Annotated in this window: 6 protein-coding genes; all 6 read left to right on the top strand. The window is 62.4% G+C overall.

Translation table 11 applies throughout. The features are described from left to right. The first annotated feature begins 35 nt into the window (after positions 1–35). Positions 36–377 (top strand): TehB family protein, encoded by a 342-nt coding sequence (locus BN1127_RS14360; RefSeq protein ID WP_005330036.1) that lies wholly within the window; start codon positions 36–38, stop codon positions 375–377. A 117-nt stretch (positions 378–494) separates the two neighbouring features. Further along, positions 495–1,712: a 4Fe-4S binding protein gene (locus tag BN1127_RS14355; protein WP_005330037.1), complete on the top strand. Its 1,218-nt coding sequence runs from the start codon at positions 495–497 to the stop codon at positions 1,710–1,712. A 139-nt stretch (positions 1,713–1,851) separates the two neighbouring features. Beyond that, positions 1,852–1,959: a tryptophanase leader peptide gene (gene tnaC, locus BN1127_RS21650; protein ID WP_081805816.1), complete on the top strand. Its 108-nt coding sequence runs from the start codon at positions 1,852–1,854 to the stop codon at positions 1,957–1,959. A gap of 203 nt (positions 1,960–2,162) precedes the next feature. Next, positions 2,163–3,629, top strand: a complete 1,467-nt coding sequence (tnaA, locus tag BN1127_RS14350; protein WP_005330038.1) for a tryptophanase — start codon at positions 2,163–2,165, stop codon at positions 3,627–3,629. 71 nt (positions 3,630–3,700) lie between these two features. After that, complete coding sequence (locus BN1127_RS14345) at positions 3,701–4,915, top strand: aromatic amino acid transporter (protein ID WP_042649916.1); 1,215 nt, start codon at positions 3,701–3,703, stop codon at positions 4,913–4,915. Positions 4,916–5,317: 402 nt separating this feature from the next. After that, positions 5,318–6,183: aromatic amino acid transport family protein (locus BN1127_RS14340; RefSeq protein WP_042649918.1), on the top strand; the 866-nt coding region annotated here is incomplete at its 3' end.

Here is a 6,183-nt window from a genome sequence, read left to right as displayed (position 1 = left end):
GGCCGGGTCGACCCGGCCACTCGAGGAGAACTGATATGGCCATGCAACTGATCCCGTCTCACTGGGTGGTGCGTCGTTCCACCCCCTTCTTCACCCGCGAGAATGTGCCCCAGGCCCTGCTCACCCACCACAACACCGCGGCCGGCGTGTTCGGCCAGCTCTGCGTGATGGAGGGGTCCGTGACCTACCACGGTTTTGCCGACGAACAGGCCGAGGAGCCGGAGCTGAGCCTGGTGATCCGGGCCGGGGAGTTTGCCACCAGCCCGCCCCGGTACTGGCACAGGGTCGAGCTGTCGGAGGACGCTCGCTTCAACATCCACTTCTGGGCCGAGCAGGCCGAGTCCGACCAGCCGCTGTTCAACAGCCGCAAAGGATGAGCGCCGGCGGGGGACAATCCTGTGGAATGCCCCCTCTGCCCATGCAGATCAAAACAATCAACTCAGATGTTCGTTATCCTGCCCCCCTTATCCGAATGAGTTCCATGAGGGAGAGGTATGAGCCTGATTGAAGCCATGACCATGGCCGCCGGCCTGGTCTATCTGGTGCTGCTGGCGTGGCAGGCGCGATCCGGTTGGCCGTGGTGCCTCGCCCTCGGCCTGTTGTTCCTGCTCTGGCTGGTGGCGACGGACAGCCTGCTCTGGCTCGCGTTGGGGCTGGTGGTCGTCCCCCTCGCCCTGTGGCACAGATACAGACCGCAACCGGCACTCGGTGAGCTCGGCAGCCAGCCGCTGCGGGCCTGGGCCCGCCATCTGCTGCTGCTCTGCTGGGGGCTGGTGGCGGTGCAATATGGTCTGCATGTCTGGCTGCTGGGTCAGGGAACGAGTCCCTGGTTGGTTCGCCCGGACGTGGTGGACGGCTTCCTGCCCATCGCCGGCGGGCTCGGGCTGCGGGCCTGGCTTGGGCAGGGGCTGGTGGATCCGCACCATCCGGCGGCCACCATCACGGTGCTGGTGCTCAGTCTGTCGGCCCTGCTGCTGGGGCGGGCGTTCTGCGCCTGGTTCTGCCCGATCGGGCTGGTGGGTGAGTGGCTGCATCGCCTGCGCAACCGCCTGCTGCCGGGGGAGTGGACGCCGCCGCGCTGGCTGGATTGGCTGCTGCGGGCCCAGAAATTCCTGGTGCTCGGCTTTTTGCTCTTCATCATATTGCTGGCGGTGCCCGCCGCAGCCCTGCCGGGCTATCTCGCCAGCCCTTACCATCAGGCCGCAGACATGAAGATGGGGGCCTTCTTCTTCAACCTGTCCCTGGTCTCCGGCCTCTGCCTCGGCTGGGTGCTGCTGCTCACCGCTACCTTCCGCCAGGGCTTTTGCCGTTATCTCTGTCCCTATGGCGCCTGGCTCGCCCTGCTCGGTCTGTTGACGCCCCTGCGCATTCGCCGTGACCCGGTCCGCTGCCTGCGAAGTTCCGGTCACGACTGCGACAAGTGCAGCCGGGCCTGCCCGTCACGCATTCAGGTGCACCAGCTCATCGCGGTGCGAAGCCTGGAGTGCACCAGTTGTCTGAGCTGCGTCGCCGCCTGCCCCAGGCGGGCCGATGCGCTGCACCTTGGCACACCACGCCGCCGGCTCAGCCCCCGGCGGTTGCTGGGGCTGCTCTGCCTGTTGCTGCTGGTGTTGCCGCTGCTCTCCTACGGCCTGCTGGATATCTGGGTCAGCCAGACACCGCTGGCCGACCGTCATGACTTGCTGCAGCGGTTGCCCTGGCTGAATCATTGAGCCATCGGCCAGGGAGAGTGCGCGTCAGGGGGCGCGAGCCGGGGTGTATAAAAATCCCCCGTCAAACTGTTAGCGCCATCCCAAATTGCTCATGTTGCAATTGATCATATGCAAGGGCTCACCATAATGGACCCTGTTAATGGGCGTTGTTAATTCCAACCAGATGAGCAACAACATGCATATCAAGGTCAGCTATCCCAAGTGGTTTACCCTGGACCATAAAATCGCGTTCTTCTTCCCGCTGTAATATCCCCCGCGGTGCTTGTGCATTTATCTGGATGCAACGAGTCCGTCTGAATACCTAATCTGAAATAATCTGCACCTTCATTCACCTTGTTTATTGGCGAGGCGATGTCGTGCACCCGATCTCATTATTTGCTACCTGCCAACTGCTTATTGATGGCGGGTGATGAGATTCATCCTGAATATTTAAAGCAAGGGTGTCTATCCATGGAAAACTTCAAGCATCTTCCCGAACCGTTCCGCATTCGTGTCATCGAGCCGGTCAAGCGTACCACCCGTGCCTACCGGGAGGAGGCCATCGTCCGGGCGGGCATGAACCCCTTCCTGCTGGACAGTGAAGACGTCTTCATCGACCTGCTGACCGACAGTGGCACCGGCGCCATCACCCAGGACATGCAGGCTGCCATGCTGCGCGGCGACGAGGCCTACAGCGGCAGCCGCAGCTACTACGCCCTGCAGCGGGCGGTGCAGGAGATCTTCGGTTATTCCCTTACCATCCCGACCCACCAGGGACGCGGCGCCGAGCAGATCTACATCCCGGTGCTGATCAAGAAGCGAGAGCAGGAGAAGGGGCTGGATCGCAAGAAGATGGTGGCGCTCTCCAACTACTTCTTTGACACCACCCAGGGTCACACCCAGATCAACTGCTGCGTGGCGAAGAACGTCTACACCAAGGAGGCGTTCGACACCTCGGTCACCGCCGACTTCAAGGGCAACTTCGATCTGGTCAAGCTGGAGGAGGCCATCCTGGAGGCGGGTCCCGCCAACGTGCCCTACATCGTCAGCACCATCACCTGCAACTCCGCCGGTGGCCAGCCGGTCTCCATCGCCAACCTGAAGGCGGTGTACGCCATCGCCCGCAAGTACGACATTCCGGTCATCATGGACTCGGCCCGCTTCGCCGAGAACGCCTACTTCATCCAGCAGCGCGAGCCCGGCTACGCCGACTGGAGCATAGAGGCGATCACCCTGGAGTCCTACAAGTACGCCGACGGCCTCGCCATGTCGGCGAAGAAGGATGCCATGGTGCAGATGGGGGGGCTGCTCTGCTTCAAGGACGACAGCATGTTGGACGTCTACACCGAGTGCCGCACCCTGTGCGTGGTGCAGGAGGGTTTCCCGACCTACGGCGGTCTGGAGGGCGGTGCCATGGAACGGCTCGCGGTGGGCCTGCGAGACGGCATGCGCCAGGACTGGCTGGCCTATCGCATCGGTCAGGTGCAATACTTGGTGGATGGCCTGGAGGCCATCGGCGTGGTGTGCCAGCAGGCGGGCGGCCACGCGGCCTTCGTGGATGCGGGCAAGCTGCTGCCCCATATCCCGGCGGATCAGTTCCCGGCCCACGCCCTGGCGTGCGAGCTCTACAAGGTCGCGGGCATCCGTGCGGTGGAGATCGGCTCCCTGTTGCTGGGACGGGATCCCGCCACCGGCAAGCAGCACCCCTGCCCGGCGGAGCTGCTGCGTCTCACCATACCGCGTGCCACCTATACCCAGACCCACATGGACTTCGTCATCGAGGCCTTCGGCGAGGTGAAGAAGAACGCCAGGAACGTGAAGGGGCTCGACTTCATTTATGAGCCGGCGGTACTGCGCCATTTCACCGCCAGACTGAAAGAGGTCGACAATAACAAGCAAGCGACCAGCAACAAGAATGAAAAATTAATAGAAGCATAACGAGTCAGGGGCACTTTATCGGGTGCCCCTTTTTTTTTCGCAGCTCTGTGAAATTTCGGGAGTGACAACACATGACATCGAAACCATCCGTGACGGGAGGGGCCTGCATTATTGCCAGCGTCTGTGTCGGCGCCGGCATGCTGGGATTGCCGAGTGCGGGGGCGGGCGCCTGGACCAGCTGGTCATCGCTGGCCATTATTCTCACCATGATCATCATGACGGTCTCCGGCTGGATGTTGCTGGAAGCCTTCAAGCCCTATGAATTGACCGCCTCTTTTAATTCGGTGACCAAGGATCTGCTCGGTCACAAAATAAATGTCTTCAACAATCTGACAGTCTATTTCGTCGGCGGCATTCTGCTGTACGCCTATATCACCTCCTCGGGTCTGATCCTGAGCGGCCTGCTCGGCATCAATAGCCAGTTCGCCTCCGTGCTGTTCGTGCTGGTGTTCTCCTGCTTCGTCTGGCATTCGACCCGGGCGGTGGATCGGATTTCGGTCGTCTTGATCGCCTTTATGGTGCTGAGCTTCGTGTTCGGGGTATCGGGCCTTGCCGCCAACATAGACGCGACCAGGCTGTTCCACTCCCTCACCGAGGAGCTGGGTCAGGCGCCCTATGCCCTGGCCATGTTGCCGGTGGCGCTGACGTCCTTCGGCTACCACCACTCGGTGGCGTCGATGCGGGCCTATTACGGCGAGGAGCAGAAGGCCAAGCAGGCGATCCTGGGGGGCACCCTGATAGCCCTGGCGCTCTACCTGCTGTGGCTGCTGAGCATCTTCGGCAATCTGCCCCGCAGTGCCTTCGGCCCCGTTATCGCCAAGGGGGGCGACGTCGATGTGTTGCTCGGGGCGCTGGCCTCGGTGATCGAATCCAAGCGGGTATCCAACGCCATCAACCTCTTCTCCATGGCGGCCATCCTCTCCTCCTTCATCGGGGTCGGGCTCGGGGTATTCGACTATCTGGCGGATCTGTTCAAGTTCGACAACAGCCGCGCCGGCCGTGCCAAGTCCTGGGGCGTCACCTTCCTTCCACCTCTGCTGCTCTCCTTGCTGTTCCCCTTCGGCTTCGTGGTGGCCATCGGTTATGCCGGGGCCGCGGCGACCGTCTGGGCCTGCATCATTCCCGCCCTGCTGGCGAAAAAGTCCCGGGAGCTGGCGCCACAAGGGGGCGGTTTCAAGGCGCCCGGCGGCCAGCCCATGGTGGTGGCCGTCATCGTCTTCGGGGTGCTGACGGCCGTCTTCCATCTGATGGCCATGGCGGGCATGCTGCCCATCTATACGGGATAACCTGGATCCTCCGGGAAACCGACACGGGGCGCCTGCGGGCGCCCTTGTCGTGTCCGGGGCCTGAGACGCCCCAAACTTGGGGTTAACGGCCGGACATCGCCCCCATTTCCCGTCAATTCGCCCCCGGATTTGATACCTGAGGGGGAGCAGGGTAAAGTCACACCCCCAACATGGCCGCCCTGCTGCCATGTTGGGATCGGTAGCTAGCCTCAGCCACGTATTGCCTCGCTGACGCAGCAGCAAGCGGCCAGGGCGTCGATAGCACAGCTTCTGCCGCCGATGCAGCAGCAAGCGGCTGGGCACCGATAGCATAGATGAGCGCGATCTTACGATGACAACCGGCGTAGCAGATGCAACGGTCCGCGGTCGCGACCAGATCAACAATCGTCTTTGGGGAAGTAAATGGAACATAAACCATCGTTGGTGGGCGGGGCATGCATCATTGCCGGCGTCTGTGTGGGGGCTGGCATGCTGGGCCTGCCGAGTGCGGGCGCGGGGGCCTGGAGCCTCTGGTCCATGCTCGCGGTGGCGTTGACCATGGTGGTGATGACGATCTCTGGCTGGATGCTGCTCGAATCCTACAAGGGTTATCCGCTGCGCGTCTCCTTCGATACCGTTACCCGGGATCTGCTGGGGGATAAGGTCAATGCCCTCAACAATCTCAGCGTCTATTTCGTCGGCGGCATCCTGCTCTACGCCTACATCACCTCGGCCGGTCTCATCATAGATGGCATGACGGGGATGGGCAGCCACTGGTCCTCGGTGCTGTTCACCCTGGTCTTCTCGGTGCTGGTGTGGCACTCCACCCGGGCGGTAGACCGCATCTCGGTGCTGCTGGTGATCCTGATGGGATTGAGCTTTGTTTTTGGCATCTCCGGCCTGTCGATGAACATTCGCCTCGACCTGCTGCTCGATCGAGTCGGCAGTGAGACCCACTACGCCCAATATGCCCTGGTGATGCTGCCGGTGGCGCTCACCTCGTTCGGCTATCACCACTCGGTGTCGTCCATGCGGGCCTACTATGGCGAGGAGCGCCGCGCCAGCCGCGCCATCCTGGGGGGGACTGTCATCGCCCTGACCTTCTACCTCATCTGGCTGGCCAGCGTGTTCGGCAACCTGCCGCGCAGCGAGTTCGGCCCGGTGATCGCAGAGGGGGGCAATGTGGATGCCCTGCTCAAGGCCCTGGGCTCGGTGATCGAATCCCAGGCGGTGGCCAATGCCCTCAACGCCTTCTCCATGGCGGCCATTCTCTCCTCCTTCATCGGGGT

The sequence above is a fragment of the Aeromonas media genome, from assembly GCF_000819985.1.
In the GTDB taxonomy this organism is placed as follows: Bacteria; Pseudomonadota; Gammaproteobacteria; order Enterobacterales; family Aeromonadaceae; genus Aeromonas; species Aeromonas media.
The sequence above is the reverse complement of the archived record's forward strand: the minus strand, read 5'-3'. Positions and strand labels throughout refer to the sequence as shown.

Bases quoted from the DNA above. Each gene is read 5' to 3' on its own strand.
- BN1127_RS14360 (WP_005330036.1), top strand. From the start codon at position 36: ATGGCCATGCAACTGATCCCGTCTCACTGGGTGGTGCGTCGTTCCACC.
- BN1127_RS14355 (WP_005330037.1), top strand. From the start codon at position 495: ATGAGCCTGATTGAAGCCATGACCATGGCCGCCGGCCTGGTCTATCTG.
- tnaC (WP_081805816.1), top strand. From the start codon at position 1,852: ATGGGCGTTGTTAATTCCAACCAGATGAGCAACAACATGCATATCAAG.
- tnaA (WP_005330038.1), top strand. From the start codon at position 2,163: ATGGAAAACTTCAAGCATCTTCCCGAACCGTTCCGCATTCGTGTCATC.
- BN1127_RS14345 (WP_042649916.1), top strand. From the start codon at position 3,701: ATGACATCGAAACCATCCGTGACGGGAGGGGCCTGCATTATTGCCAGC.